Source organism: Streptomyces sp. NPDC006551, from assembly GCF_040611675.1.
Taxonomy (GTDB): Bacteria; Actinomycetota; Actinomycetes; order Streptomycetales; family Streptomycetaceae; genus Streptomyces.
Genome location: NZ_JBEXOT010000037.1, coordinates 49,269 through 73,695, shown reverse-complemented (window position 1 = coordinate 73,695; position 24,427 = coordinate 49,269). Strand labels below are relative to the sequence as shown.

Here is a 24,427-nt window from a genome sequence, read left to right as displayed (position 1 = left end):
TCGCTGGGCTCATAACCCAGAGGTCGCAGGTTCAAATCCTGTCCCCGCTACTGAAGACGAGGGCCCGGATCCATCAGGATCCGGGCCCTCGTCATGTTCCGGTGGCCGCCACGCGCCCCGAAGGGCGCGCGGGATGGGGCGAGTTGGGACGAGACGTGTTTGACTTATCTCTCTGTGGGCATGTCGACAAAACGCTGAAGTGACCTCACTGGCTGCGGTATACCAGGTGTACGCGCGTTGCGGGTGGTGCGACGATGGGATTTATGGGGGACAGGGCAACTCTGTTGGAGACAGGGCGGTTTGTGCAGCGGCACGCCAAGAATGCCGCGGATGACATCATCGAGGCCGCGGGGGCCGTCGATGCGGCCGTCGACACCACCGCCGAGACCGAGACCGAAACCGAGGCGCGTCACCGGCGCGCCGCCGAGAACGGCGACGCCGCGTCGATGAGCGTGCTCGGCGCGCTGCTGCTGCGCCGCGGGGACCTGGACGGCGCCGAGCCGTATCTGCGCGGGGCCACGGCCGAGGGGGACCGTGCCGCGGCGAACAACCTGGGGGTGCTGCTGCACCAGCGCGGGTACCCGGACGAGGCCGCCGGCTGGTGGCGGGTCGCCGCCGTGGCGGGCTCCGCGGCCGCCGCCCACGCCCTCGGCCGCCACCACCGCGAGCGCGGGGACGAACCGGCCGCCGAGTACTGGCTGCGCCAGGCCGCCGAGCAGGGCCACGCCCTGGGCGCGTACGCCCTCGCCGACCTCCTGGAGCACCGCAGCGACGTCGGGGCCGAGCGCTGGCTCCGCGCCGCCGCCGAGCGGGGGCACCGCGAGGCCGCCTACCGGCTCGCCCGCACCCTGGAGCGCCGCGCCACCGGCGCGACGGGGGGCCCCGTCACGGGGGCGGCCACGGCCCCGCACGGCATCGGCGCGGGAGTCGGCACCGACCGCCACGCGGACGCGGGCGCCGGCGCGGGCCCGCACGCCGCGACCGGCACGGGCCCGCACGCCATCATCGGCGAGCGCCCGGACGAGGCCGCCCGCCCCGGTGCGCCTGCCGGCGCCGGTGCCGCCGGCACCGTGCCGCCCGGGGGCGACCTGGCCGAGGCCGAGCAGTGGTTCCGGCAGGCCGCCGCGCGCGGTCACCGGCGGGCCGCGCTCCACCTCGGCGCGATCCTGGAGAAGCGGGGCGAGCTCAAGGAGGCCGGCCGCTGGTACCTCAGCTCCGCCAAGGCGGGCGAGGCCAAGGCCGCCTGCGCGCTCGGGTTCCTGCTGCGGGACGCCGGTGACGAGGAGAGCGCCGCCGTGTGGTGGTTGCGCGCCGCCCAGGACGGCGACGGCAACGCCGCCAACGCGCTGGGCGCCCTGCACGCCGCCCGGGGCGAGCAGCAGACGGCCGAGCGTTGGTACCGCGCCGCGATGGACGCCGGCGATGTGAACGGGGCGTACAACCTCGGGCTGCTCTGCGCCGCCCAGGACCGCACCCAGCAGGCCGAGCAGTGGTACCGCCGCGCCGCCTACGCGGGCCATCGCGAGGCCGCCAACGCCCTCGCGGTGCTGCTCCTGCAGGCCGGCGACGCCGGTGGTGCCGAGCCCTGGTTCTCCAAGGCGGCCGAGGCGGGCAGCGTCGACGCCGCCTTCAACCTCGGCATCCTCTACGCGGGTCGCGACGACGACCGTACGGCGCTGCGGTGGTACGAACGAGCCGCCGCCGCGGGGCACACCGAAGCCGCCCTCCAGGTCGGCATCGCCTGCCTGCGCGACGGCGACGAGCAGTCCGCCGAGCGGTACCTGCGGTGCGCGGCGGGCGGGGGCAGCCCCGAAGCCGCGTTCCGGCTCGCCACCGTCCTCGACGCGCGCCGGCCGGAGCCGGGACCGCCCGCGCTCGGCGCCCCGCGCGAGGAGAAGACCGAGTGCGAGGAGTGGTACGAGCGGGCCGCCCAGCAGGGACACCGGCGCGCCCAGGTCCGGGTCGGCATGCTCGCCGCCGCGCGCGGTGACGTGGCGGAGGCGGCGCACTGGTACCGCGAGGCGGCGGAGGCCGGCAGCCGCAACGGCGCCTTCAACCTCGGTCTGCTCCTCGCCCGCGAGGGCAGCGAGCGCGAGGCGGCCCTGTGGTGGACCCGAGCGGCCCGCGCCGGACACGGCCGCGCCGCCCTGCGGCTCGCGCTGCTCGCGGCGCGGCGGGGCGAGCTGACCGAGGGGCGGCGCTGGTGCGCCCGTGCGGTCGAGCTGGGCCCCGCGGAGGTGGCCGAGCGGGCCGCACGCCTGAGCGAGGCGTTGCACCAGGAGCTGACCGCGTAGGCCGGCGCGCAAGGGATTTGCGCTGGTCGTGGGCGTCCCGTAAGGTTGGGTTCACCGACGCGGGGTGGAGCAGCTCGGTAGCTCGCTGGGCTCATAACCCAGAGGTCGCAGGTTCAAATCCTGTCCCCGCTACTGAAAACGAAGGCCCGGATCCGATGCATGGATCCGGGCCTTCGTCATGCGTGCGTGCGGTCCGTGACCCGATAGGGGCACGCGACCGGGTCCGGACATGGAAGAAGCCCCCACCGAAGTGGGGGCTTCTCGTCGTCTCAGGCCGAGGCGGCGCAGTTCGGGCAGACGCCCCGGTACGTGACCTCGACGTCGGAGATCGTGAAGCCGAAGCGCTCCGTGTCCGGGAGGTCCGCCAGCGGGTTGCCCGCCGGGTGCACGTCACGGATCGCGCCGCAGCGGCCGCAGACCAGGTGCTGGTGCGGACGGTGCGCGTTCGGGTCGTACCGCTTGGCGCGGCCGTCCGTCGCGACCTCCATGACCTCGCCGAGCGTGACCATCTCGCCCAGCGTGTTGTACACGGTCGCCCGCGAGATCTCCGGCAGCCTCTCCACGGCGCGCGCGTGGACCTCGTCGGCGGTCAGGTGTACATGATCCCCGTCGAGGACCTCGGCCACGACGCGGCGCTGCGCGGTCATCCGCCAGCCGCGGCCGCGCAGTCGTTCCAACAGGTCACTCATAGGACCAGCCTAACAGTCATGGGATCCGCGTCCCGAATGGGTGTGACTTTGGAAGTTCACTTGACTTAGACATTGTCTATCGTAGGATCGAACCCGGCATTGGCCAAGTGTTTCCCCGGGGCGTGTGACCGGGGCAGTCGGCCGAAGGACAGGACTTGCAGGAATTGACGCAGGAGGCGCACGTGACGCAGGGACCGCTCACCACGGAGGCCGGAGCGCCGGTCGCCGACAATCAGAACAGCGAGACGGCGGGCGTCGGCGGTCCCGTCCTCGTCCAGGACCAGCTCCTCCTCGAGAAGCTCGCCCACTTCAACCGTGAGCGCATCCCGGAGCGCGTCGTCCACGCGCGCGGTGCGGGCGCCTACGGCACCTTCACGCTCACCCGTGACGTCTCCCAGTGGACGCGTGCCAAGTTCCTCTCCGAGGTCGGCAAGCAGACCGAGACGTTCCTGCGCTTCTCCACCGTCGCCGGCAACCTCGGCGCGGCCGACGCGGTGCGCGACCCGCGCGGCTGGGCGCTGAAGTTCTACACCGAAGAGGGCAACTACGACCTCGTCGGCAACAACACCCCGGTGTTCTTCGTCAAGGACGCCATCAAGTTCCCGGACTTCATCCACACCCAGAAGCGCGACCCGTACACGGGCTCGCAGGAGGCGGACAACGTCTGGGACTTCTGGGGCCTGTCCCCGGAGTCGACCCACCAGGTCACCTGGCTCTTCGGTGACCGTGGCATCCCCGCCTCGTACCGCCACATGAACGGCTACGGCTCGCACACGTACCAGTGGAACAACGAGGCCGGCGAGGTCTTCTGGGTCAAGTACCACTTCAAGACCGACCAGGGCATCAAGAACCTCACCCAGGACGAGGCCAACAAGCTCGCCGGTGAGGACCCGGACAGCCACCAGCGCGACCTGCGCGAGGCCATCGAGCGCGGTGACTTCCCGAGCTGGACCGTGCAGGTCCAGATCATGCCGGCGGCCGAGGCGGCCACCTACCGCTTCAACCCGTTCGACCTCACCAAGGTGTGGCCGCACGAGGACTACCCGCCGATCGAGATCGGCAAGCTGGAGCTCAACCGCAACCCGGAGAACATCTTCGCCGAGGTCGAGCAGTCGATCTTCAGCCCCGCGCACTTCGTGCCGGGCATCGGCCCCTCCCCGGACAAGATGCTCCAGGGCCGTCTCTTCGCCTACGGCGACGCCCACCGCTACCGCGTCGGCATCAACGCCGACCACCTGCCGGTGAACCGCCCGCACGCCACCGAGGCGCGCACCAACTCCCGTGACGGCTTCCTGTACGACGGTCGCCACAAGGGTGCGAAGAACTACGAGCCGAACTCCTTCGGCGGCCCGCACCAGATCGACCGCCCGCTGTGGCAGCCGGTCCCGGTGACGGGTGTGACCGGCGACCACGCCGCTCCGGTCCACTCCGAGGACAACGACTTCGTCCAGGCGGGCAACCTGTACCGCCTGATGTCCGAGGACGAGAAGGGTCGTCTCATCGACAACCTGGCGGGCTTCATCGCCAAGGTGTCGCGTGACGACATCGCCGACCGGGCGATCAACAACTTCCGCCAGGCGGACGGCGACTTCGGCAAGCGGCTCGAGGCCGCGGTCCAGGCCCTGCGCGGCTGAGGGCGCTTGTCGTAGACAGAGGGCCGGACTCCCGTACGGGAGTCCGGCCCTCTCGCGCTGTCCGGGCGCTATCCGGCCAGCGAGTGCGGGCGCCGGAGCGCGGGGGTCCAGCATCGGATGATGTCGCGCACCGAAACGATGCCGACCGGCCCCGTCCCGTCGAGTACGACGAGATGGCGGAAGCCGCCGTGCGTCATGGCCTCCGCGGCGTCCTCCAGGGTCCAGGTCGGTGCGGCGAAGACGACGTTGTTGGTGGTGTGGGCGCCTGCGGTCTCGTGGTCGGGATTCTGGTCCGCGCCGATCGAGTTGAGGATGTCGCGCTCGGTGAGGATGCCGAGGCCGCAGGTGTCGGTGTCCAGAACGACGGCCGCGCCGACGCGGCGGGCCGACATCAGCCGGGCCGCCTGCCGGAGGGTGTGGGCGGGTCCGATGGTGAGAACCACCGTACTCATGGCGTCACGGACGAGCATGAAGGGAGCCACCTCCTCGGTGAACCGTTCCCGCCTTCAACGAGAACGAATTCACAAGTTCACAAGTGGGGGGACTCTCAGAGTGGCACCGGGGGACGTACCCAACAAGGGGGCGTGCAAGGCGTTCGTGGGGGCGCCCGAGGCGATCAGCCCTTCTGGTTCAGATAACTCAGCAGCTCGCCGTGGAGCAGTCCGTTCGACGCCGCCGCGTTGCCGCTGTGCGGACCGTGCTGACCGTCCAGGCCGGTGAAGGTGCCACCCGCCTCCTGCACCACGATCGCCGTCGCCGCCATGTCCCAGAGGGACAGCTCCGGCTCCGCGCAGATGTCCACCGACCCCTCGGCGACCATCATGTACGGCCAGAAGTCGCCGTACGCCCGGGTCCGCCAGCACGCGCGCGTGAGGTCGAGGAAGCCGCCCAGCCGGCCCCGCTCCTCCCAGCCGCTCAGCGAGGAGTACGCGAAGGAGGCGTCCGCCAGCTCCCCGACCTTCGAGACGTGCATACGGGTCGCCGACGTCAGACTGCGGCCGGTGTACGCGCCCGCGCCCTTCGCGGCCCACCAGCGACGGCCGAGCGCCGGGGCGGAGACCACGCCCACCACCGGCTGGAAACCGGTGTCGCCGGCCTCCATCAGCGCGATCAGCGTCGCCCAGACAGGTACCCCGCGGACGTAGTTCTTGGTGCCGTCGATCGGGTCGATCACCCAGCGGCGGGGGCCCGTGCCCTCCACGCCGTACTCCTCGCCCAGGATCGCGTCGCGCGGCCGGGCCCGCTGCAGCTGGCCGCGGATCAGCTCCTCCGCGGCCTTGTCCGCCTCGCTCACCGGCGTCATGTCCGGCTTGGTCTCGACCTTGAGGTCGAGCGCCTTGAACCGGTCCATGGTGGCCGCGTCGGCGGCATCCGCGAGAACGTGGGCGAGACGCAGATCATCGTGGTAATCGGCCATGGTCGAAACTCTATCCCCCGAAGAGACGTGGTCACACGAGAGCCCTTGACAGTGCGTGGTCGCCCGTCAACGCTGAGCGCAGAACCGTTCTGGCCGGGAGGCGACGATGCCGACTGCCCGTGAGGCCCTGCTCGGCGCCGCGCTCACGGCCCTCTCGACGCTGCCCTGGTCCGCCGTCCGCATGGTCGACGTCGCCTCGGCCGCCGGGGTCTCCCGGCAGACGCTCTACAACGAGTTCGGCAGCAAGGAGGGTCTCGCCCGCGCCCTCGTGCGACGCGAGGCCGACGCGTACCTCCAGGGCGTCGAGCGGCTGCTCGCCGCACCGGCGCCTCCCGAGCGGACCCTCGCCACCGTCGCCGAGTGGACCCTGACCCAGGCCCGGTCCCGTCCGCTGCTGCGCGCGCTGCTCACCGGCTGCTGGGGCGAACGCCTCCCCGTGCCCCGCCCGGCGAGAGCCCGCTCCCGGTCCGCCGTCGTCCCCGCCCAGCGGCGCGCCGACGCGGGCACGCCGTCCCCCGCGGAGCTGCTCGGGCAGGCGAGGGACCGGGCCGCCGCCGCGCTGCGCACGGCGTGGCCGACCGCGGACGAGGCCGAGACGCTGCGCTCCTGCGAGATCGTCCTGCGTCTCACCCTGTCGAGCGTCGTCGCGCCCGGGTATCCGGCCGATCCCCTCTTCCTGGTCCGGGAGGAGCTGGCCCGGATGCGGGTGCGGCACTCCCTCAGTGGGACGAACCCGAGAGCTGGAGACCGATGACGCCACAGATCACCAGCGTGATCGAGACGATCTTGAGGGTGGAGACGACGTCCCCCAGGAAGATCATTCCGTAGATCGCGGTACCGGCCGCGCCGATCCCGGTCCACACCGCGTACGCGGGACCGACGTCCAGCTTCTTCAGTGAGAGGGTCAGCAGACCGAAGCTGCCCAGGGCGAACACCGCGAAGGCGAGGGTCGGCCAGAGCCGGGTGAAACCGTGCGACAGCTTCAGGCAGACCGCGAACCCCGTCTCCAGGAGACCGGCGAGCACCACCAGCAGCCACGCCATCGTCAGTGCCTCCCACGCCGTCGGTGACTGCTTCGGCCCACTCGGTGCGATTATGCACTTACCCTGCGCGGTCGACGGCGAACGTGCGCGACTCAGTCGCCCTCGCGTCGCTCGCGGGTGGCGAGCAGCCGTCGCAGTGAGTACAGCCGCGCCGGATCCGCGTGCCCCTCCGCGGCCCACGCGTCCAGCGCGCAGTCCGGCTCGTCATGGCTGCAGGCCCGCGGGCAGTTCTCCGTACCCGGCACGAGATCGGGGAAGGCGAGGATCACCCGGGACGGGTCCACATGGTTCAGCCCGAAGGAACGCACGCCCGGAGTGTCGATCACCCAGCCACCGGCCGGGTCGTCCAGCGGCAGCGCGAGCGCCGAGGTGGTGGTGTGCCGGCCACGGCCCGTGACCGCGTTGACATGGCCCGTCGACCGGCGCCTGTCCTCCGGCACCAGGGCGTTGACCAGCGTCGTCTTTCCGACGCCCGAATGTCCGACGAACGCCGTGGTCCGGCCCTTGAGGTGCTCGTGGACCCGCTCCGCCGCGACCCCGTCCACGAACTCGTCGCGCGTGGTCACCACGTACGGCACACCGAGCGCGCCGTACATCTCCAGAAGCTCGTCCGGCTTCGCCAGATCCGACTTCGTCAGCACGAGGAGCGGGGTGAGCCCGCCGTCGTACGCGGCGACCAGACAGCGGTCGATCAACCGCGGCCGCGGCTCGGGGTCGGCCAGCGCGGTGACGATCGCCAGCTGGTCCGCGTTGGCGACCACCACCCGCTCGAAAGGATCGTCGTCGTCGGCCGTACGGCGCAGGACGGAGCTGCGCTCACCGATCCGGACGATCCGGGCCAGCGTGTCCTTCTCGCCGGACAGATCGCCCACCAGGGAGACCCGGTCCCCGACGACCGCGGCCTTGCGGCCGAGCTCGCGCGCCTTCATCGCCATGACGACCCGGTCGTCCACCAGAACGGTGAGCCGGCCCCGGTCGACGGTGAGGACCATGCCCTCGACCGCGTCCTCGTGCTTCGGGCGGATGCTGGTGCGCGGACGGTTGCCCTTGCGGTTGGGCCGCTGGCGGATGTCGTCCTCGTCGGTGTGCTTCCCGTAACGCCGCATGGCTCAGACTCCGAGCATTTCGGTCCACATCGTCGGGAAGTCCGGCAACGTCTTGGCCGTCGTCGCCACGTTCTCGATCTCCACGCCCTCGACCGCGAGGCCGATGATCGCGCCCGCCGTCGCCATGCGGTGGTCGTGGTACGTGTGGAAGACACCGCCGTGCAGGGGGCGCGGGCGGATGCGCAGACCGTCCTCGGTCTCCGTCACATCGCCGCCGAGCTCGTTGATCTCCTTGGTGAGCGCCGCCAGACGGTCCGTCTCGTGGAGCCGCAGATGGGCGACGCCGCGCAGCGTGGACGGGGAGTCGGCCAGCGCCGCGACCGCCGCGATGCCGGGAGTCAGCTCGCCGACCTCGCTCAGGTCGACGTCGATGCCGTGGATCCGGCCGGTGCCGGTGAAGGTCAGCCCGGCGTCGGTCAGCTCGCAGGAGCCACCCATCTCGGTGAAGATCTCACGCAGCGCGTCACCGGGCTGGGTGGTGCGGGCCGGCCAGTCCGGGACGGTGACCCGGCCGCCGGTGACCAGGGCCGCGGCCAGGAACGGCTGGGCGTTGGACAGGTCCGGCTCGACCGTCAGGTCACGGCCGAGCAGCGCCGAGGGGGAGACCCGCCAGACGTTCGGCTCGCCGCCCGTCTCCGGCTCGTCGACCTGGGCGCCGACCAGCCGCAGCATGTCGACGGTCATCCGGATGTGCGGGAGGGAGGGCAGCTTCGTGCCGACATGGCGTACCTCCACCCCCTGGTTGAAGCGGGGCGCCGAGAGCAGCAGGGCGCTGACGAACTGCGAGGACGAGGAGGCGTCGATCTCCACCGGGCCGCCCTCCAGGGCGCCACCGCCGTGCACGGTCATCGGCAGCGCGCCGCGCCCGTCGTCCTCGACCCGGGCGCCCAGCACCCGCAGCGCGTCGATCACGCCGTGCAGCGGCCGCTCGTGCGAACGGGCGTCGCCGTCGAAGTGCACCGGCCCGTCGGCGAGGGCGGCGACCGGCGGCAGGAAGCGCATGACCGTGCCGGCGTTGCCGACGTCCACGCTCGCCGGTCCGCGCAGCGCGGCCGGGATGATCCGCCAGGCCTCGCCCGTGCCGTCCGGGCCCACGCCCTCCTCGATCTTCACGCCGAGCGTGCGCAGCGCCTCCGCCATCAGCAGCGTGTCGCGGGAGCGCAGCGGGCGGCGCAGCCAGCCCGGCTCGGCGGCGAGCGCGGCGAGGACCAGGCCGCGGTTGGTGACCGACTTGGACCCGGGCACGGTGACGGTCGCGTCGACTGCTCCGCTCGCGTACGGGGCGGGCCAGAGGTCGGAAGAGGGGTCGGCGTGCTCGAAGGGTGCGGAGCGTTCGGTCATGCCCCTCACTTTAGTGCGGCCCTCGCCGGCTACAGCCCCAGCAGCCAGCGGCCTCCGCCGATCAGGGAGCAGATCGAGACCGCGTGGAAGAGGAAGAGCCATATCGCCGCGTGCGCGTGGGTGAGGCGGGCGAGCTGGTCGACGTCGGAGTCCGGCGCGCCTCCGTGGCGCCTCTTGCGCTGGAGCTCGAAGACCGGCCGCACCCCGCCGAGCAGCAGGAACCAGACGACGGAGTACGCGAACGCCGACTGGACGTCCGGCCCGGTCAGCCAGGAGACCAGGAGGAAGGCCCCACCCGTGAGGAGGACGGTGAAGATCCCGTACGCGTTGCGGACCATCACGAGCAGGGCGAGCAGGAGAGCGGTCGCGACCCACAGCAGCAGGGTGATCCGGTGGTCGGCGAGCAGCCAGGCGCCGCCGAGGCCGAGCAGCGGGGCGGCGATGTAGCCCGCGGCCGCCGTCAGGATCATCCCGATGCCGGTGGGACGGCCGCGGGAGACGGTCAGGCCGCTGGTGTCGGAGTGCAGCCGGATGGACTGGAGGCGGCGGCCGGTGACCAGGGCGATCAGACCGTGACCGCCCTCGTGGGCGATGGTGATCGCGTTGCGTGACAGCCGCCAGGCCATCCGGGGGACGACGACGGCGAGCGCGGCCAGGGCGGTGGCGATCACCAGCCACTGCTCGGGGGCGGGCTGGGTGCCGAGGACTTCGGTCATTTTCTGGACGGCCTCCTCGGAGCGGACGTGGATCGTGGCAGTGTGGCACGTATGTGCGGAAGGTATGCGGCGAGCAGGCGGCCCGAGGACCTGGTCGGTCTCTTCGAGGTCGAGAAGTGGGAGCCCGAGGAGACCCTGGCTCCGGACTGGAACGTGGCCCCGACCAAGGAGGTCTACGCGGTACTGGAGCGTCCTCTGAAAGACGCGGAATCGCCCCGGCCGGTTCGCCAGCTGCGCACGCTGAAATGGGGCCTCGTGCCCTCCTGGTCGAAGACGCCGGAGGGCGCCGCCCGGATGATCAACGCGCGGGCGGAGACGGTGCACGACAAGCCGTCGTTCAAGCGGGCGTTCTCCGCACGCCGGTGCCTCCTGCCGGCCGACGGTTATTACGAGTGGGTGACCGGGTCCGGCGAGCGGGAGCTGGAGGTCGAGGGGAAGAAGAAGCGGCCGCGGAAGCAGCCGTACTTCGTCACCCCGGCGGACGGCTCGGTGTTCGCGATGGCCGGGCTCTACGAGTTCTGGCGGGACCGGACGCTGCCCGACGACCACCCGGCGGCGTGGTGGGTGACGTGCTCGGTCATCACCACGGAGGCGGAGAAGGGTCCGCTGGGCGTCGCTCCGGCGGAGGGGCCCCGCTCACTGGCCGACATCCACCCCCGGATGCCCCTGATGATGACCCCGGACCGCTGGGACGCGTGGCTGGACCCGCGCCGGACGGACGTGGAGGAGCTGCGCTCCCTCCTCGCACCGCCGCCGGAGGGCCTGATGCGGGCGTACCCGGTGGCGACGGCGGTCAGCAACGTCCGCAACAACGGGCCGGAGCTTTTGGAGGAGCTGGAGGGGCCGGAGGTCGGCACGCTGTTCTGACCCCGTGCTGCCCCGCCCGGCGCGTGTCGGCACGCTGTTCCGACCCCGTGCTGCCCCGCCCCGGCGCGTGTCGGCACGCTGTTCCGACCCCGTGCTGCCACGCCCCGGCGCCCCCGGGCGGCAGGATGGGGACGTGACGAAGAGCGAGATCGTATCGACCGGGGCCGGGGACGCGCGGATCACCTGGCACCCCGGGAAGAAGCCCTGGACGGTCCTCGCCCTCGGCCATGGTGCCGGGGGCGGGATCGAGGCACGGGACCTGGTGGCCCTGGCAGGGGCGCTGCCCGCCCACGGGGTGACCGTGGCGCTCGTCGAACAGCCCTGGCGGGTCGCCGGGAAGAAGCTCGCGCCCGCGCCGAAGACCCTGGACACCGGGTGGCGCGGGATCTGGCCGGCGCTCGCGAAGCCGGGGCTGCCGGTGATCGCAGGCGGACGCAGCGCCGGGGCCCGGGTCGCCTGCCGCACCGCCAAGGAGCTGGGCGCCTCCGCCGTACTCGCGCTGAGCTTCCCCCTCCATCCACCCGGCAAGCCCGAGCGCTCCCGCGCCGAGGAGCTCCTCGGCACCGGCCTGCCCACCCTCGTCGTCCAGGGCGGCAACGACCCCTTCGGCAGACCCGAGGAGTTCCCCGGGTTCGAGGGGGGCCGCGCGCGGTCCGCCGGTGCGAGGGTGGTGGCCGGAGACGGGTGGGAGTACACGCTCGTCGAGGTGCCGCACGGCGATCACGGCTTCGCCGTCGCCAAGCGCGCCCCCGTCGGCCAGGACGAGACCCTCGCCCTCATCGCCGCCGAAGTCACCACGTGGGCCACGTCACTTCGCTGAACCCCGGGCGCGCCCCGGGAATGTTGAGCGCGTGACCTCTGTTGTGACGGACATCGGTGTGAGAGCAAAGGAAGAGGGAGTCCGTCGCATGGGTTCGACCATCTGCCCCGAACGCCCGCAGGCCGCTGACCTCGACTGGACAGTGCTGCCCGCGGCCAAGGTCGCCCCTATTCGGGCGGCGGGCGGAGCGGTTCCTCGTCTATCCTCCGAAACGAGCGGGTCCGCATTCGGGTTCGCCGCAGCGTTGGAGGAGGTGGGTCCGGTCACTGGGACCGACACAGGGACCGACGACGGCCCCGAGGAGACGACCGCGGAGCGCAACGCGCGCTTCGAGCGGGACGCCCTCGGATACCTCGACCAGATGTACTCCGCCGCGCTGCGCATGACGCGCAATCCCGCGGACGCGGAGGACCTGGTGCAGGAGACGTACGCCAAGGCGTACGGCTCGTTCCACCAGTTCCGCGAGGGCACGAACCTGAAGGCCTGGCTGTACCGCATCCTCACCAACACCTTCATCAACTCGTACCGCAAGAAGCAGCGTGAACCCCAGCGCAGCGCCGCCGAGGAGATCGAGGACTGGCAGCTCGCCCGCGCCGAGTCGCACATGTCGACCGGCCTGCGGTCGGCCGAGTCCCAGGCTCTCGACCACCTCCCCGACTCCGACGTCAAGGAAGCGCTCCAGGCGATCCCGGAGGAGTTCCGCATCGCCGTCTATCTCGCCGATGTAGAGGGCTTTGCGTACAAGGAGATCGCGGACATCATGGGTACACCCATCGGTACGGTGATGTCCCGACTGCACCGGGGCCGCCGCCAGCTGCGCGGCATGCTCGAGGACTACGCTCGCGACCGCGGGCTGGTTCCCGCGGGCGCCGGAGAGTCGTCGAACGATCTGAAAGGCTCGGGCTCATGAGCTGCGGAGAGCCGCACGAGACGGACTGCTCAGAGGTCCTGGATCATCTCTACGAGTTCCTCGATCGCGAGATGCCCGACAGTGACTGCACCAAGTTCGAGGTGCACTTCGAGGAGTGCTCCCCGTGCCTGGAGAAGTACGGCCTGGAGCAGGCGGTGAAGAAGCTCGTCAAGCGGTGCTGCGGCAGCGACGACGTGCCCACCGATCTGCGGGCCAAGGTGATGGGCCGGATCGACCTGATCCGCTCGGGCCAGCTGGTGCCCGAGCAGGACGTGACGGCGACCGCCCAGGAATGACCCCGCGGGCGTGACGCCCGACGCCGAGGAAAGGGCCGCCGCGATGTGATCGCGGCGGTCCTCGTGCGTATATCAGCTTGTATCACCCGATGGTGCGAATCAGCCGCACCTCGCCGCCCCCGACCGCCCGACTCGCTAGCGTGGCCGGGGTGATGGGCGTGATGGTGATTCCGCGAGCGGCACGCGTGTACATCTGCTGCGCCCTGCTCGGCGCCGCCGTGTGCTGCGCGCCCGCGCTGCGCCCCGGCGCGCAGACCCCGTGGGGCGCGATGGCCCTGCTCGCCGCCCTGTACGCCGTCTGCGAGCTGCCCGCCCGCTGCCGCCTCCTCAACCGGGTGCTCGGCGGATCGGTGCCCATGGGCGCCGGCTCCTTCTTCCCCGTCCTGCTGGCCGCCGCGCTGCTCCTGCCGCCCGCCGCGGCCGCGCTCACCGCGCTGCCCGGAGCCCTCGTCGCCAGGGTCGAACAGCCCCCGGCGGCGGTACGGCGGGTCTGGCGGGCGGCCCAGCTGGTGATCGCGGTCTGGGCCGCCGGCCTCGTCGCCGGAGCCCTGCGCCGCGACGACGCCCTCGGCAGCGGTCCGCACGCCCCCGACTTCCCGTACGTCCTGGTCCCGGCCGGCGCCTCCGCGCTCACCTTCTGCCTGGTCCTCACCGCCCTCGACGGCGGGATCCGGGCCACCGCCGAAGGACTGTCCGCGCGCACCGCCTGGCGCGGGCTCTTCGGCCGGGCGCTCGCCTCGTACACGGTGCACGGGCTCGCCGGACTGATGATGGCGGTGCTCTGGCGCAGTACGTACGGCCCCGTCGCCGCGCTCTTCGTCCTGCTGCCCATGTACATCTCCTGCTGGGTCTTCGCCCAGTACCACCGCGAACGAGCCGCCCACCAGGCGACCATCCGCGCCCTCGTCCAGGCCGTCGACATCAAGGACGGATACACCCGCGGGCACAGCGAACGGGTCGGCCGCGCCTCGGTGCTGATCGCCCGTGAGCTGGGCATGGCGGAGGAGCGGCTCGAGATCCTGCGGTTCGCCGGGATCCTCCACGACGTCGGGAAGCTGGGCGTGCCGACGCGGGTGCTGAGGAAGGACGGACCGCTGACGCCGGAGGAGCGCCGGATCATCGAACTCCATCCGGAGTACGGACACGAGATCGTCCGGGGGATCGGCTTCCTCGGCGAGGCGCGGTCGGCGATCCTGCACCACCACGAACGGATGGACGGCAGCGGGTACCCCTACGGGCTCAGCGGGCAGCAGATCCCGGAGTTCGCCCGCGTGGTCGCCGTCGCCGACGCCTTCGACGCGATGACGTCGACCCGCTGCTACAGCCGCGCGCGGCCGGTGGAGACGGCGGTGGCGGAGCTGGAGCGGTGCGCGGGCACCCACTTCGACCCGCGGATGGTACGGGCGCTGGTACGGGCCCTGGACCGGCACGGCTGGCAGAAGGCGGTCACCGCCGACGAGGCCCCGCTGCCGGGCGACGGCGTCCCGCCCCCGCGCCCGTCCGCGCCGACCGACACCCGCGAGGCGCCCGGTACCGGAACGGATACGCCGACCGGCACGCGCAAGGCGCCCGGTACCGGTACGGCGCCCGGTACGGGCACCGATACGCCGACCGGTACGGCGCCCCGTGCCGGTACCGAGCCCTTCATGCCCGTGCCGAGCACCCCCGTGCCCAAGGGGCGAGGGTGAGAGGCGGAGCGGTCACCGTCCGGGTGGTCTACGGCTCGGCGCTCCTGCTCACCGCCGGCGGGTTCGCCTCCACGCTCTGGTACGGCATCGCCGAGCCCGGCACCGCCCTCGCCTTCGGGGCCCTCATCGCCCTCGGCGAGCTCGCCCGCTGGGGCGCCCTGCCGGGCGAGCGCGAACCCGCCCCGCTCGCCGCCGCCGGTGCACTCGCGTACGCCCTGCTCGGCGCGAGCGGGGGCAGCGCCACCAGCCACGACGTACCGCAGATCATCGCGGTCGTCGTCGCCGGCGGGCTCGCCGGCATCGTGCCGCACGTGGCCCGGGACAAGGGCCCCGACCTGGACCACCTCGCCCGGCGCGTCCTCACCGTCGGCTTCGCCGCCCTCTGCTTCCAGCCGCTGTACAACAGCGGCTGGGTCATCCGCCATCTCGGCCAGGGCCCCTCCTACGCCCTCTTCCTGCTCCTCCTGCTCCTCCTCACCGCCCTGTGCGACGCCGTCCTCGCCGCCCTGATGCTCCGCGCCCGCACCGGTCATCCCTACGGCCCGCTGCTCCGGGACGAGCTACGCGCCCTGATCGGCATCGGTTCCGCCGTCTGCGCCACCGGCGCCGTCATGGCCCTCGGCGTGGCCGCCGCGGGACTGTGGGCGCTGCCGGTCTTCTGCGTGCCGCTGCTGCTCACCCAGGTCTCCTTCCGCCGCTACACCGCCGTGCGCACCACCAACAGGCAGACCATCGCCTCCCTCGCCCGCGCCACCGAGATCGCCGGCTACACCCCGCCCGGCCACGCCCGCAGGGTCGCCGCCCTCAGCACCGCCGTCGGACGCGAGCTGGGCCTGTCCGGGCCCGAGCTGACCGTCCTGGAGTACGCCGCGCTCATGCACGACATCGGGCAGCTCTCCCTCGTCGACCCCGTCCCCAAGGGCGCCACCGCCCTCCTGCCCGCCGAGGAACAGCGCCGGATAGCGCTGCTGGGGGGTGCCGTCGTGCGCCAGAGCGGCGTCGCGCAGGCCGTCGCCGTGGTCGTGGAACGGCAGGCGGACCCGTACCGGGAACAGCCGCTGCCCGCCCGGATCGTCCGTACCGTCAACGCGTACGACGATCTCGCGGGAGGCAGGGCCGGCGGCGCCCTGAGAGCACTGGAACGCCTGCGTCTCGGCACCGCCCGCGACTTCCACCCGGAGGTGGTGGAGTCCCTGGCCAGAGTCCTCGCACGAGGCGGCGTCACCCCCCTCCCTCCTGGGTAACCCATGGGTAATGAGCGCGCGTCCAACCGGGCATGGTTGGATGCGAACAAGAGGGTGAAGCGACCGGCAGGCGGGAATCGTGAGGATCTTCGGGAAGGTACGGCATCGGCCCTCCGCCTCGTGGCGGCAGGCCACCGACCGCGCGTTCACGCTGATCGGTGACGGCCGGTACGAGGACGCGGGCGCGCTGCTGACGCGCGCGGCGGATCTGGAGCCCTGGCTCTCGGAGTCCTGGTTCAACCTGGCCCTGCTGCACAAGTTCCGGCACGACTGGGAGCAGGCCCGGGCCGCCGGGCTGCGCGCCGTCGCGCTGCTCGACAAGGAGACCGGCGCTCCCGACTGGTGGAACGTCGGCATCGCCGCCACCGCGCTCCAGGACTGGCCGCTGGCGCGCCGCGCCTGGCAGGCCTACGGACTGAAGGTGCCCGGCGCCTCCGCCGGTACGGGCGAGCCGGCCGGGATGGAGCTGGGCAGCGCGGCCGTACGGCTCTCGCCCGAGGGCGAGGCCGAGGTCGTGTGGGGCCGCCGGCTCGACCCGGCCCGGATCGAGGTGCTCTCCATCCCGCTGCCGTCCTCCGGGCGGCGCTGGGGCGAGGTCGTCCTCCACGACGGTGTGCCCAACGGCGAGCGGACCACCACCGCCGGCCCCTCCTACCCCGTCTTCGACGAGATCGAGCTGTGGGCGCCCTCGCCCGTCCCCACCTGGGTGGTCCTCCTGGAGGCCGCGACCGAGGCCGACCGGGACGCCCTGGAGCAGCTCGCCGCCGACGCCGGGTTCGCCGCCGAGGACTGGTCCTCCTCGGTGCGGCTGCTCTGCCGCGCCTGCTCCGAGTCGACCATGCCCAGCGCCGAGGGCGAGGGCGAGCACCTCGACCCGCACGACCACAGCGAACCCGGCCACCCCGGCCCGCTCGGGCACCGCTCACCCGGTGAGCTGTGGGTCCCCGAACGCGAATGCGGCATCGCGGCCCCCGTCGGCCTGGTCCGCGGGCTCCTCGACGGCTGGGTGGCGGACAGCCCGGACAGCCGTGAGTGGCGGGATCTCGAAGAGGTCTGCTGAGCCGGGCGGGCGCTGCCCGTAGGCTGTACGCGACCATCGCTGGGGTTTTGAGGAAGGCGCAGAAGCGACATGGCGCAGCAGGAGACGGACGAGCAGATCAACGACGGGTTCGTCGTGGACACGGAGGACTGCGAGGCGCGTGAGCTCGCCCACCGTGAGCGCGGCACCGCACGCCCGATCACGGTCGTCGGCAACCCGGTGCTCCACAAGGAGTGCAAGGACGTCACCGAGTTCGACGACAAGCTCGCGGCGCTGATCGACGACATGTTCGCCAGCCAGAAGGCGGCCGAGGGCGTTGGCCTGGCCGCCAACCAGATCGGTGTGGACCTCAAGGTCTTCGTCTACGACTGCCCGGACGACGACGGCGTGCGGCACACCGGTGTCGTGGTCAACCCGGTCCTCCAGGACCTGCCGGCCGACCGCCGGGTGCTCGACGACTCCAACGAGGGCTGCCTGTCCGTCCCGACCGCGTACGCCTCGCTGGCGCGCCCGGACTACGCCGAGGTGCACGGCCAGGACGCCCAGGGCAACCCGATCAAGGTCCGCGGCACCGGCTACTTCGCCCGCTGCCTGCAGCACGAGACGGACCATCTCTACGGCTACCTCTACATCGACCGGCTCTCCAAGCGGGACCGCAAGGACGCGCTCAGGCAGATGGCCGAGGGAACGCCGCGCTACGAGACCGTCCCCAACGACTGACGCCCGCCGTACGGCGAAGGGCCCCGCTCCTCACCAGGAGCGGGGCCCTTTCCCGTAACGGCTAGAAGTCCTCGTCGAGGTCGACCGAGCCCTCGACCGCGACCTGGTAGGCGGACGGGCGGCGCTCGAAGAAGTTCGTCAGCTCCTGGACGCCCTGCAGCTCCATGAACGCGAACGGGTTCTCGGAGCCGTACACCGGGGCGAAGCCGAGGCGGGTCAGCCGCTGGTCGGCGACGCACTGGAGGTACTCGCGCATCGACTCGGTGTTCATGCCCGGCAGTCCGTCGCCGCACAGGTCACGGCCGAACTGCAGCTCCGCCTCCACGGCCTCCTTCAGCATGTCGGTGACCTGCTGCTGGAGCGCGTCGTCGAAGAGCTCCGGCTCCTCCTTGCGGACGGTGTCCACGACCTCGAAGGCGAAGTTCATGTGCATCGTCTCGTCCCGGAAAACCCAGTTCGTGCCGGTCGCGAGGCCGTGGAGCAGGCCGCGCGAGCGGAACCAGTACACGTACGCGAAGGCGCCGTAGAAGAACAGGCCCTCGATGCACGCGGCGAAGCAGATCAGGTTGAGCAGGAAACGGCGGCGGTCGGCCTGGGTCTCCAGGCGGTCGATCTTCTCGACCGAGTCCATCCACTTGAAGCAGAACTGCGCCTTCTCGCGGATGGAGGGGATGTTCTCGACGGCGGCGAACGCGGCGGTGCGGTCCTCCGGGTCGGGCAGGTAGGTGTCGAGCAGCGTCAGATAGAACTGGACGTGCACGGCCTCCTCGAACAGCTGGCGCGAGAGATACAGCCGCGCCTCGGGGGAGTTGATGTGCTTGTACAGCGTCAGCACGAGGTTGTTCGCGACGATCGAGTCGCCGGTCGCGAAGAACGCGACCAGCCGGCCGATCATGTGCTGCTCGCCCGGCGTCAGCTTGGCGAGGTCGGCGACGTCGGAGTGGAGGTCGACCTCCTCCACGGTCCAGGTGTTCTTGATCGCGTCCCGGTAGCGCTCGTAGAAGTCCGGGTAGCGCATGGGACGCAGGGTCAGCTCGAAGCCCGGGTCCAGCAGGTTCTTCTCGGCGTTCGGAGTGGTCATCACTGGCAGGCCTCGCAGGACTCGGGGTTTTCCAGGGAGCAGGCGACGGCGTCGGGGTCGGCCGCCTGCTGGACGGGGATGGGGGCGGTGGCGGTCGTCGACGCCTGGGCCGCGCGGGCGATCCGGGTCGCCGGACGGGAGCGCAGGTAGTACGTCGTCTTCAGGCCCTGCTTCCAGGCGTACGCGTACATCGACGACAGCTTGCCGATCGTCGGCGTCTCCAGGAACAGGTTCAGGGACTGCGACTGGTCCAGGAACGGGGTGCGGGCCGCCGCCATGTCGATCAGGCCGCGCTGCGGGATCTCCCAGGCCGTGCGGTACAGCTCGCGCACCTCGGCCGGGACCCAGCTGAAGCCGGCCACCGAGCCGTTGGACTCGCGCAGCGCCTCGCGGGTCTGCGCGTCCCACACGCCGAGCCGCTTCAGCTCGTCCACCAGGTAGGAGTTGACCTGGAGGAATTCGCCGGAGAGCGTCTCGCGCTTGAAGAGGTTGGAGACCTGCGGCTCGATGCACTCGTACACGCCCGCGATCGAGGCGATGGTCGCGGTCGGCGCGATGGCGAGCAGCAGGCTGTTGCGCATGCCGACCGTGGCGATCCGCTCGCGCAGGGCGGCCCAGCGCTCGGGCCAGTTCAGCTCCACGTCGTAGTGGTCGGGGTGCAGGACACCCCGGGCGGTACGGGTCTTCTCCCAGGCCGGGAGGGGCCCGTTGCGCTCGGCGAGGTCGGTGGACGCCTCGTACGCGGCGAGCATGATCCGCTCGGCGATCCGCGTCGACAGCGCCCGTGCCTCGGCCGAGTCGAAGGGCAGCTTCAGCTGGAAGAAGACGTCCTGGAGGCCCATCGCGCCCAGGCCGACGGGCCGCCAGCGGGCGTTGGAGCGCCCGGCCTGCTCGGTCGGGTAGAAGTTGATGTCCACGACCCGGTCGAGGAAGGTGACGGCCGTACGGACGGTCGCGTCGAGCCGCTCCCAGTCGATGTCACCGCCGGCCACGAAGGCGCCCAGGTTGACCGAACCGAGGTTGCAGACCGCCGTCTCGCCGTCGTCCGTCACCTCCAGGATCTCCGTGCAGAGGTTGGAGGAGTGGACCGTGTGGCCGGGCTCCGCCGTCTGGTTGGCGGTCCGGTTCGAGGCGTCCTTGAAGGTCATCCAGCCGTTGCCGGTCTGGGCCAGGGTCCGCATCATCCGGCCGTACAGATCACGCGCGGGCATGGTCTTGCGGGCCAGGCCCTCGGCTTCGGCGGCGCGGTAGGCGGCGTCGAACTCGTCGCCCCACAGGTCGACCAGCTCGGGTACGTCGGCGGGGGAGAACAGCGACCACTCGGCGTCGGCGTTCACCCGGCGCATGAACTCGTCCGGGATCCAGTGCGCCAGATTGAGGTTGTGCGTACGCCGCTGGTCCTCACCGGTGTTGTCGCGCAGCTCCAGGAACTCCTCGATGTCCGCGTGCCAGGTCTCCAGGTAGACCGCGGCCGCGCCCTTGCGGCGCCCGCCCTGGTTCACGGCGGCGACGGAGGCGTCCAGCGTCTTGAGGAACGGCACGATGCCGTTGGAGTGGCCGTTGGTGCCGCGGATCAGCGAGCCCCGGGCCCGGATGCGGGAGTACGAGAGCCCGATGCCGCCCGCGTGCTTCGACAGCCGGGCGACCTGGTGGTAGCGGTCGTAGATGGAGTCCAGCTCGTCCTGCGGCGAGTCCAGCAGATAGCAGGACGACATCTGCGGGTGGCGGGTGCCGGAGTTGAAGAGCGTGGGGGAGGAGGGGAGGTAGTCGAGCCGGCTCATCAGCCCGTACAGCGCCGCGACTTCGTCCAGCACGCGCGTGCTGCCAGTCTTCGAATCATCAGGAGCGGTGTCGGCGAGGCCGGAGGCGACGCGCAGCATGAAGTGCTGCGGGGTCTCGATCACCTTGCGGGTGATCGGGTGCCGCAGCAGATAGCGCGAGTAGAGGGTGCGCAGACCGAAGTAGCCGAAGCGGTCGTCGGCGGCGGGGTCGATCAGGGCGTCGAGCCGTGCGGCGTGCAGCCGGACGAACGCGGCGGTCCGGTCGGCGATCAGACCCTCGCGGTGGCCGACGGCGACCGAGGCGGAGAAGGACGCGGCGCCCTGGCCGGCCGCCTCGTCGGCGATGGTGATCGTCAGCAGCCGGGCCGCGAGCCGGGAGTACGCCGGGTCCTCGGCGATCAGACCGGCGGCCGCCTCGGTGGCCAGCTCACGCAACTCCGCCTCGTCCGAGGCGGCGTTGCGGCCGCGCAGCGCGGCGGCGGCGACCTTGCCCGGGTCGGTGTCGGGGAGGTCGGCGGTGAGGTCGGTCAGGGTCCGGAGCAGTAGCGTCCCGGGTCCGTCGCTCTCGATCGCCGCGGCCGGATCGGCTGGCGCGATGGTCACGTGGGGGCTCTCCCTCGCTCGGCCCGGGGGCGGCGACGGGAGGCGGACGGCAGGGGCACCCGTACGCGGGCGCGCGCCATGTCCACCGGCCCACTCCGCGAGGCCCGGACGACTCTGGCACCCGGAACGGACGGACCGGGCGCACTGTCGGCAGGTGTTCGGACTCGGAGGAGCGCAAAAGCACGCCAACACACCGTTGCGGGACAGTTCCGGATTTCCACCGGATTCCCCTGCGGCGACAGCGAGCATGAGCATACATGTGGGGGGCGCCGCTTGCGGCACCCCCCACATGTTGTGTCGTTCCGTGTTGAATGGCCCGCTAGTGGCCCGCACCGACCTTCGGCAGTTCAACCTTCACGCCCGCGTCGCCCGCGTCGGCGGTGTAGTCGGACGGGGAGGTCTCGTCCACGCCGTCCGGAGCCTTGACGGCCCTCAGGACGAAGGTCAGGACGACCGTGACCAGCATGTTGAGCACGAAGGCGGTGAGGCCGATGTAGCCGATCTCGCCGATGCCAGGGATCTCGGCGGACGAGCCGCCGAAGTGCTTCTGGGTCGGGCTGGCCACGCCGTACGCCGCCGCCGTGCCGTAGACCATGCCGACCGCCCAGCCGGCGAGCAGCGCCCAGCGGTGGAACCAGCGGGTGAACAGACCGCCCACCAGCGCCGGCAGGGTCTGCAGGATCCAGATGCCGCCGAGGAGCTGGAAGTTGATGGCGACCGTCTTGTCCATGGTCAGGACGAAGGCCAGCGCGCCGACCTTCACCAGGAGCGACACCAGCTTGGACACCTTGGTCTCCTGCTCCGGGGTGGCGTCCGGCTTCAGGAAGTCCTTGTAGATGTTGCGGGTGAAGAGGTTGGCCGCGGCGATCGACATGATCGCGGCCGGCACCAGCGCGCCGATGCCGATCGCGGCGAAGGCCACACCGGCGAACCAGTCCGGGAACATGTTCTCGAACAGCTGCGGGATGGCGAGCTGGCCGTTGCTGACCTTGACCCCGGCGGCGATCGCCATGAAGCCGAGCAGCGCCAGCAGACCCAGCATCAGCGAGTACAGCGGCAGGATCGTGGTGTTGCGGCGGATCACGTCACGGCTGCGAGAGGAGAGCGTCGCCGTGATGGAGTGCGGGTACATGAAGAGCGCGAGCGCCGAGCCGAGCGCCAGCGTGGCGTAGCCCCACTGGCCCATCTCGCCCGGCACCAGAGCGCCGCGCGGCTTCTCGGTCGCAGGGTTGATCGTCGCGTACGCCTCGCCGGCCTTGGCGAAGATCTCGTCGAAGCCGCCCAGCTTGATCGGGATGTAGATGATCGCCACCGCGATGACGATGTAGATCAGGGTGTCCTTGACGAAGGCGATGAGCGCCGGGGCGCGCAGACCCGAGGAGTACGTGTACGCCGCGAGGACACCGAAGGCGATCAGCAGCGGCAGGTCCTTGATGAACCAGTGCGTGGTCTCGCCGCCGCCCACGCCCATCACGTCCAGGACGGCCTGGATGCCGACGAGTTGGAGAGCGATGTACGGCATGGTGGCGAGGATGCCGGTGAGGGCGACCGCCAGCGACAGGCCCTTGGAACCGAAACGACCGCGGACGAAGTCTGAGGTGGTGACGTAGCCGTGCTTGTGCGACACCGACCACAGACGGGGCAGGAAGGTGAAGATCAGCGGGTAGACCAGGATCGTGTAGGGCACGGCGAAGAAGCCGGCCGCGCCCGCCGCGTAGATCGCCGCCGGGACGGCGACGAAGGTGTACGCGGTGTAGAGGTCGCCGCCGAGCAGGAACCAGGTCACCCAGGTGCCGAAGGAGCGGCCGCCCAGGCCCCATTCGTCCAGGCTGTGCTCGTTCTCGGCCCTGCGCCAGCGGGAGGCGAGGAATCCCATGACCGTGACGGCCAGGAAGAAGAAGATGAAGACGGCGAGCGCGACGCCGTTCACGCCGTCCTTCACTCGGACGCACCCCCCTGGCGGGCCTTGCGGGCCTTCAGATCACGGTTCCAGAGCTTGTAGGCGATCATCGTCAGCACGGTGGATATGACGACCCAGGCCATCTGGTACCAGTAGAAGAACGGGATGCCGATGAAGGTCGGCTCGACCTTCGCGTACGAGCTCACCCAGAGCATCGCCACGAACGGCGCGAACAGACAGAGCGCCACCACCACCCGTACGGGTGTGACGGTTGGTTGTCTTCCTTGTGTTTCCGACATACGGCGAACCGTCCCCTCGCTGATCACCTGCTCAATGCGCAGGAAATCTAGGGGACGGTTTCGCTCTATGGAACCCCCGTCCGGATAACGGACGGAACTGGGGTCATTTGTCAGGGATTGACGCTGTCCCGGTCAGCCGTTGGGGCGCTGCAGTCTCGCGACGAACTTGTACCGGTCGCCGCGGTAGACCGAGCGCACCCACTCGACCGGCTCGCCCTGCGCGTCCAGCGAGTGGCGGGAGAGCATCAGCATCGGCAGGCCCACGTCCGTACCGAGCAGGCCGGCCTCGCGCGGGGTGGCGAGGGAGGTCTCGATCGTCTCCTCGGCCTCCGCGAGGTGCACGTCGTACACCTCGGCGAGCGCGGTGTAGAGCGAGGTGTACTTCACCAGCGAACGGCGCAGCGCCGGGAAGCGCTTGGCGGACAGGTGCGTGGTCTCGATCGCCATCGGCTCGCCGCTCGCGAGGCGCAGCCGTTCGATCCGCAGCACCCGCCCGCCCGCCGAGATGTCGAGCAGTCCGGCGAGGGTGTCGTCGGCGGTGACGTACCCGATGTCGAGCAACTGCGAGGTGGGCTCCAGGCCCTGCGCCCGCATGTCCTCGGTGTAGGAGGTGAGCTGCAGCGCCTGCGAGACCTTGGGCTTGGCCACGAACGTGCCCTTGCCCTGGATGCGTTCGAGCCGGCCCTCGACGACCAGCTCCTGCAAGGCCTGGCGCACGGTGGTGCGCGAGGTGTCGAACTCGGCGGCGAGGGTGCGCTCCGGCGGGACGGGCGTGCCGGGCGGCAGGGTCTCCGTCATGTCGAGCAAGTGCCGCTTCAGTCGGTAGTACTTGGGCACGCGCGCGGTACGGGTGGCGGCACCGCCCTCCGTCTCCGTGCTGCCCGGGTCCGTGGCCATGCTCCGCCTTCCCGACTCCTGTGCTGCTGCCGTCACCGGCTC

The 24,427-nt window shown here is 71.3% G+C and carries 23 protein-coding genes, 1 tRNA gene and 1 riboswitch; of the genes, 12 read left to right on the top strand and 12 right to left on the bottom strand.

The features are described from left to right. The first annotated feature begins 254 nt into the window (after positions 1–254). Positions 255–2,294, top strand: coding sequence for a tetratricopeptide repeat protein (locus ABZY12_RS26650; RefSeq protein WP_356894556.1), 2,040 nt, complete (start codon positions 255–257; stop codon positions 2,292–2,294). Between the two features lie 58 nt (positions 2,295–2,352). After that, positions 2,353–2,426: transfer RNA gene (locus ABZY12_RS26645), tRNA-Met, on the top strand. Between the two features lie 137 nt (positions 2,427–2,563). Here the strand turns inward: ABZY12_RS26645 and ABZY12_RS26640 are convergent. Then, the gene (locus tag ABZY12_RS26640) at positions 2,564–2,983 is read right to left on the bottom strand and encodes a Fur family transcriptional regulator (protein WP_356894554.1); all 420 of its coding nucleotides are present in this window, start codon (positions 2,981–2,983) and stop codon (positions 2,564–2,566) included. A 182-nt stretch (positions 2,984–3,165) separates the two neighbouring features. Here ABZY12_RS26640 and ABZY12_RS26635 point away from each other — a divergent pair, with 182 nt between their 5' ends. Next, positions 3,166–4,617, top strand: a complete 1,452-nt coding sequence (locus ABZY12_RS26635; protein ID WP_356894552.1) for a catalase — start codon at positions 3,166–3,168, stop codon at positions 4,615–4,617. Positions 4,618–4,685: 68 nt separating this feature from the next. Here ABZY12_RS26635 and ABZY12_RS26630 read toward each other — a convergent pair whose 3' ends face one another. Both ABZY12_RS26630 and hisN read right to left on the bottom strand, forming a co-directional pair. Continuing rightward, entirely contained in the window at positions 4,686–5,087 is a 402-nt protein-coding gene (locus ABZY12_RS26630; protein ID WP_356894550.1) for a CBS domain-containing protein, read from the bottom strand. 146 nt (positions 5,088–5,233) lie between these two features. Beyond that, positions 5,234–6,034 carry a histidinol-phosphatase gene (gene hisN, locus ABZY12_RS26625; protein ID WP_356894548.1) on the bottom strand — a complete coding sequence of 267 codons (801 nt, stop codon included), beginning with the start codon at positions 6,032–6,034 and terminating at the stop codon, positions 5,234–5,236. Positions 6,035–6,140: 106 nt separating this feature from the next. Between hisN and ABZY12_RS26620 the strand changes: the two genes are divergently transcribed. After that, a complete protein-coding gene (locus ABZY12_RS26620) occupies positions 6,141–6,788 on the top strand; it encodes a TetR/AcrR family transcriptional regulator (RefSeq protein WP_356894546.1) in 648 nt (215 codons plus the stop codon). Here the strand turns inward: ABZY12_RS26620 and ABZY12_RS26615 are convergent. The 4 genes from ABZY12_RS26615 to ABZY12_RS26600 all read right to left on the bottom strand — a co-directional run bounded on the left by ABZY12_RS26615 (position 6,754) and on the right by ABZY12_RS26600 (position 10,240). After that, positions 6,754–7,077 carry a multidrug efflux SMR transporter gene (locus tag ABZY12_RS26615; protein ID WP_356894544.1) on the bottom strand — a complete coding sequence of 108 codons (324 nt, stop codon included), beginning with the start codon at positions 7,075–7,077 and terminating at the stop codon, positions 6,754–6,756. The two genes, ABZY12_RS26620 and ABZY12_RS26615, sit on opposite strands and share 35 nt — an antisense overlap. 92 nt (positions 7,078–7,169) lie before the next feature. After that, positions 7,170–8,183 (bottom strand): ribosome small subunit-dependent GTPase A, encoded by a 1,014-nt coding sequence (rsgA, locus tag ABZY12_RS26610; RefSeq protein WP_356894542.1) that lies wholly within the window; start codon positions 8,181–8,183, stop codon positions 7,170–7,172. Positions 8,184–8,186: 3 nt separating this feature from the next. After that, a complete protein-coding gene (aroA, locus tag ABZY12_RS26605; protein ID WP_356894540.1) occupies positions 8,187–9,524 on the bottom strand; it encodes a 3-phosphoshikimate 1-carboxyvinyltransferase in 1,338 nt (445 codons plus the stop codon). Between the two features lie 29 nt (positions 9,525–9,553). Then, complete coding sequence (locus ABZY12_RS26600) at positions 9,554–10,240, bottom strand: M50 family metallopeptidase (protein WP_356894538.1); 687 nt, start codon at positions 10,238–10,240, stop codon at positions 9,554–9,556. Between the two features lie 51 nt (positions 10,241–10,291). Between ABZY12_RS26600 and ABZY12_RS26595 the strand changes: the two genes are divergently transcribed. From ABZY12_RS26595 to def, 8 genes are all read left to right on the top strand, one after another. Continuing rightward, entirely contained in the window at positions 10,292–11,107 is an 816-nt protein-coding gene (locus tag ABZY12_RS26595; protein ID WP_356894536.1) for an SOS response-associated peptidase, read from the top strand. A gap of 133 nt (positions 11,108–11,240) precedes the next feature. After that, positions 11,241–11,927 carry an alpha/beta family hydrolase gene (locus tag ABZY12_RS26590; RefSeq protein ID WP_356894534.1) on the top strand — a complete coding sequence of 229 codons (687 nt, stop codon included), beginning with the start codon at positions 11,241–11,243 and terminating at the stop codon, positions 11,925–11,927. Between the two features lie 253 nt (positions 11,928–12,180). Then, the gene (locus tag ABZY12_RS26585; protein WP_352186978.1) at positions 12,181–12,837 is read left to right on the top strand and encodes a sigma-70 family RNA polymerase sigma factor; all 657 of its coding nucleotides are present in this window, start codon (positions 12,181–12,183) and stop codon (positions 12,835–12,837) included. After that, a complete protein-coding gene (rsrA, locus tag ABZY12_RS26580; RefSeq protein ID WP_356894532.1) occupies positions 12,834–13,133 on the top strand; it encodes a mycothiol system anti-sigma-R factor in 300 nt (99 codons plus the stop codon). Before ABZY12_RS26585 ends, rsrA begins: the two co-directional genes overlap by 4 nt. A 152-nt stretch (positions 13,134–13,285) precedes the next feature. Next, a complete protein-coding gene (locus ABZY12_RS26575; protein ID WP_356894562.1) occupies positions 13,286–14,821 on the top strand; it encodes an HD-GYP domain-containing protein in 1,536 nt (511 codons plus the stop codon). Next, positions 14,818–16,065: an HD domain-containing protein gene (locus tag ABZY12_RS26570; protein WP_356894530.1), complete on the top strand. Its 1,248-nt coding sequence runs from the start codon at positions 14,818–14,820 to the stop codon at positions 16,063–16,065. The genes ABZY12_RS26575 and ABZY12_RS26570 overlap by 4 nt, the downstream gene beginning before the upstream one ends. Positions 16,066–16,144: 79 nt before the next feature. After that, entirely contained in the window at positions 16,145–17,125 is a 981-nt protein-coding gene (locus tag ABZY12_RS26565) for a hypothetical protein (protein ID WP_215065589.1), read from the top strand. Between the two features lie 69 nt (positions 17,126–17,194). Then, positions 17,195–17,824, top strand: a complete 630-nt coding sequence (gene def, locus ABZY12_RS26560) for a peptide deformylase (protein ID WP_356894528.1) — start codon at positions 17,195–17,197, stop codon at positions 17,822–17,824. A gap of 61 nt (positions 17,825–17,885) precedes the next feature. Here def and ABZY12_RS26555 read toward each other — a convergent pair whose 3' ends face one another. The 5 genes from ABZY12_RS26555 to ABZY12_RS26535 all read right to left on the bottom strand — a co-directional run bounded on the left by ABZY12_RS26555 (position 17,886) and on the right by ABZY12_RS26535 (position 24,385). Further along, complete coding sequence (locus ABZY12_RS26555; protein WP_356894526.1) at positions 17,886–18,905, bottom strand: ribonucleotide-diphosphate reductase subunit beta; 1,020 nt, start codon at positions 18,903–18,905, stop codon at positions 17,886–17,888. After that, positions 18,905–21,289 (bottom strand): ribonucleoside-diphosphate reductase subunit alpha, encoded by a 2,385-nt coding sequence (locus tag ABZY12_RS26550; protein WP_356894524.1) that lies wholly within the window; start codon positions 21,287–21,289, stop codon positions 18,905–18,907. The genes ABZY12_RS26555 and ABZY12_RS26550 overlap by 1 nt, the downstream gene beginning before the upstream one ends. Before the next feature lie 153 nt (positions 21,290–21,442). Continuing rightward, a riboswitch (cobalamin riboswitch) is annotated at positions 21,443–21,519 on the bottom strand. An 89-nt stretch (positions 21,520–21,608) separates the two neighbouring features. Next, on the bottom strand, positions 21,609–23,231 hold the full coding sequence (mctP, locus tag ABZY12_RS26545) for a monocarboxylate uptake permease MctP (protein WP_356894522.1): 1,623 nt from the start codon (positions 23,229–23,231) through the stop codon (positions 21,609–21,611). Continuing rightward, positions 23,228–23,488, bottom strand: a complete 261-nt coding sequence (locus ABZY12_RS26540) for a DUF3311 domain-containing protein (protein ID WP_356894520.1) — start codon at positions 23,486–23,488, stop codon at positions 23,228–23,230. The genes mctP and ABZY12_RS26540 overlap by 4 nt, the downstream gene beginning before the upstream one ends. A gap of 132 nt (positions 23,489–23,620) precedes the next feature. Beyond that, on the bottom strand, positions 23,621–24,385 hold the full coding sequence (locus ABZY12_RS26535; protein WP_356894518.1) for a GntR family transcriptional regulator: 765 nt from the start codon (positions 24,383–24,385) through the stop codon (positions 23,621–23,623). Positions 24,386–24,427: the final 42 nt, after the last annotated feature.